General features: G+C 75.4%; 4 protein-coding genes. 1 reads left to right on the forward strand and 3 read right to left on the reverse strand.

Translation table 11 applies throughout. The features are described from left to right. Window positions 1–111: 111 nt before the first annotated feature. On the reverse strand, window positions 112–798 hold the full coding sequence (locus tag HW578_RS25365) for a DJ-1/PfpI family protein (protein WP_198373487.1): 687 nt from the start codon (window positions 796–798) through the stop codon (window positions 112–114). 108 nt (window positions 799–906) lie between these two features. On the opposite strand from HW578_RS25365, the gene HW578_RS25370 reads away from it, so the two are divergent. After that, on the forward strand, window positions 907–1644 hold the full coding sequence (locus HW578_RS25370) for a metallophosphoesterase family protein (RefSeq protein WP_198373488.1): 738 nt from the start codon (window positions 907–909) through the stop codon (window positions 1642–1644). A gap of 30 nt (window positions 1645–1674) precedes the next feature. On the opposite strand, the gene HW578_RS25375 is transcribed toward HW578_RS25370, so the two are convergent. Together HW578_RS25375 and HW578_RS25380 are read right to left on the reverse strand one after the other, a co-directional pair. Then, complete coding sequence (locus HW578_RS25375) at window positions 1675–2169, reverse strand: HPP family protein (RefSeq protein WP_198373489.1); 495 nt, start codon at window positions 2167–2169, stop codon at window positions 1675–1677. Further along, window positions 2166–2533: TIGR04282 family arsenosugar biosynthesis glycosyltransferase (locus HW578_RS25380; RefSeq protein ID WP_198373490.1), on the reverse strand; the 368-nt coding region annotated here is incomplete at its 5' end. The genes HW578_RS25375 and HW578_RS25380, both read right to left, overlap by 4 nt.

Genomic DNA, 2533 nt, shown 5'->3' on the forward strand with positions numbered 1-2533 from the left:
CCGGGGGCGACGCCTACGGCCGGGAATGGCCGGAACGGGCGGCCAGGACCATGTGGTGAAGGAGCACCGGCGGGGCGCTGCCCCTCCGGAGAGCGTTCCCCTGGACCGCGATCAGGGGACGCGGGCGGCGACGCGCGCGACCAGCGCCTCGCGCTCGGCGCGCATGGTGGCGCCGCGCGCCTTCGCCGCGGCCAGCACGCCGGGCGGCGCGGTCTCGGGCGATCCCGCATCGAAGGGTGGCGCGGGCGCGTATTCGATCTGCAGCTGGATGGCCTGCGCCACCTCGGGCGAGGCGAGTTCCGCCGCCAGGGACAGCGCGAAGTCTATCCCCGCCGTCACCCCGCCGCCGGTGACGAAGCGGCCATCGCGCACCACACGCCCATGTTCCGGCACGACACCGAGCGCGGCCAGGAAATCATGGCTCGCCCAATGCGTCGTGGCGCGCTTCCCCTTCAGCAGCCCGGCCGCGCCCAGCACCAGCGCGCCGGTGCACACGGAAGTCACGAAGCGCGCGCCAGCGGCCTGGGCGCGCAGGAAGGCCAGCACCTCCTCGTCCTCCATCAGCGCCGCGACACCCGGCCCGCCGGGCACGCAGACCACGTCGAGCTGCGGGCACTCCGCGAAGCTCGTGTCGGGCAGCATCGCAAGGCCGGTATCCGATCGCACCGGGTCGCGTGTCTTCCACACCAGGTGCACCTGCCCGCCCGGGATGCGCGAGAACACCTCGAAGGGTCCGGTCATGTCGAGCTGGGTCAGGCGCGGGAACAGCAACAGGCCGAAGCGCAGCGGCGGGGTCATGGGGCGTGTCCTCCTGGTGCGGCAGGCTGGCATGGCCGGGTGCAGGCGCCAATGGCGGGCTGGGCGCGCCCTGGCGTAGCCTCGCCGCCGCAGCCAGGGATCCACGCCATGCGCCTCGCGGTCATCTCCGACATCCACGGAAACCTTGCGGCGCTGGAGGCGGTGCTGGCCGACATCGAGACGCGCGCCGTGGACGCCGTCGTCAACCTCGGCGACTGCGTCACCGGCCCGCTCTGGCCGAAGGAGACCTTTGCGCGGCTGGTCGCGCTCGACCTGCCCACGGTGCGCGGCAACCATGATCGCTGGATCCTCGACCGGCCCGCGGCGGACCTCTCGCCGGCGGGGCGCTACGCGCGCGACGCGCTCTCGCCCTCCGAACGCGCCTGGCTGCACGCCCTGCCAGCGACGCTGGACGTGGCGCCCGAAATCCTAGCGGTCCACGGCACTCCGGCGGACGACACGACCTACCTGCTGGAGGAACAGCGCGACGGGCACTTGGTGCCGGCGCCGCGCGCCACCGTGGCGGCCCGGCTCGGCGATGCGGCGCGCCCGGGGGTGGTGCTGTGCGGGCACAGCCATCGTCAGGCGCTGGTGCAGGGGCCTGGCGGCGTGGTCATCCTGAACCCCGGCAGCGTCGGCTGCCCCGCCTTCGCCGACAGCCCGGCCGCGGGCGGGCTCGAATACCGTTCCCCGCATGCGCGCTATGCCATCCTGACGCTGCGGCACGGCCGCTGGGGCGCCGAGCTGCTGGCGATCGACTACGACTGGGACGCCGCGGCGCGACGGGCGCGCGACAATGGCCGGCCGGACTGGGCGGACATGCTGGGGACGGGCGCGGTGGGCTGACCTGCGGCGCAGCCAGCGGGGCCGCCGGCGTCAGCCCCGCCCGGCGAAGCGCGGCCAGGGCCCCGCGCCCCAGGGCCTCGGCAGGTTGTTCGCCGCCCAGGCCACCAGGAACAGCGTCGCGAGCCCGGGCAGCAGCGGCGTGGCGAGGAAGCCCCACCCCGCCCCCTCGGCGAAGACCACCACAGGGTTGGCGCCGGCCGGGGAATGGATGGTGCGCGTCACCGCCATCGCCGCCAGCGCCACGCCCACCGCGAGCGCGATCCACGGCCCCACCGGCCCGCCCAGCGCGTCGTGCCCCATGCGGAACACAAGCCCCACCACCGTCGCGATCAGGTGGCCGCCGATGAAGGACCTCGGCTGCGCCATGATGCCGCGCGGCATGCCGAACAGGATCACGCAGGACCCGCCGAGCGAGGGCAGCAGCCAGGGATGCTCGGTGAAGGACAGCGCGGCATTGGCCAGCAGCAGCGCGGCCGCGGTGGCCAGCACCTGCACCAGGATGCGCGGCGGGCGCGGCGGCTTCATGCCCGAGCCCGCAGCGCCGCGAGGTCCGCGGCGGTGTCCACGTCCTGCAGGCGGCGCAGCAGCGCCACGCGCCGCCCGGCGAAATTGCGCAGCGTGTCGGCCAGCGCGTGCGCGCTGGACCAGCGCACGCCGGCGAAGGGCCGCGCCGGCCGCCGCGGCCCCATGCCGACCAGCCAGTAGCCGCCATCCTCGGCCGGGCCGAACACGGCATCGGCGCGGCCGAGCGCGCGGATCGCCGCGGCGATGTCGGCGGGGCGGAGGTCGGGGATGTCGCTGCCGGCCAGCACCGCGACCGGGTGGGGACGCATCGCGCCTTCCATGCGCGCGCCGAGGTCGCCCGCCGCTTGGCCGATGCGCGGCGTGG

It is taken from the genome of Roseomonas rosulenta (genome assembly GCF_016106005.1).
Taxonomy (GTDB): domain Bacteria; phylum Pseudomonadota; class Alphaproteobacteria; order Acetobacterales; family Acetobacteraceae; genus Neoroseomonas; species Neoroseomonas rosulenta.

Bases quoted from the DNA above. Each gene is read 5' to 3' on its own strand.
- HW578_RS25370 (WP_198373488.1), top strand. From the start codon at position 907: ATGCGCCTCGCGGTCATCTCCGACATCCACGGAAACCTTGCGGCGCTG.
- HW578_RS25365 (WP_198373487.1), bottom strand. From the start codon at position 798: ATGACCCCGCCGCTGCGCTTCGGCCTGTTGCTGTTCCCGCGCCTGACC.
- HW578_RS25375 (WP_198373489.1), bottom strand. From the start codon at position 2,169: ATGAAGCCGCCGCGCCCGCCGCGCATCCTGGTGCAGGTGCTGGCCACC.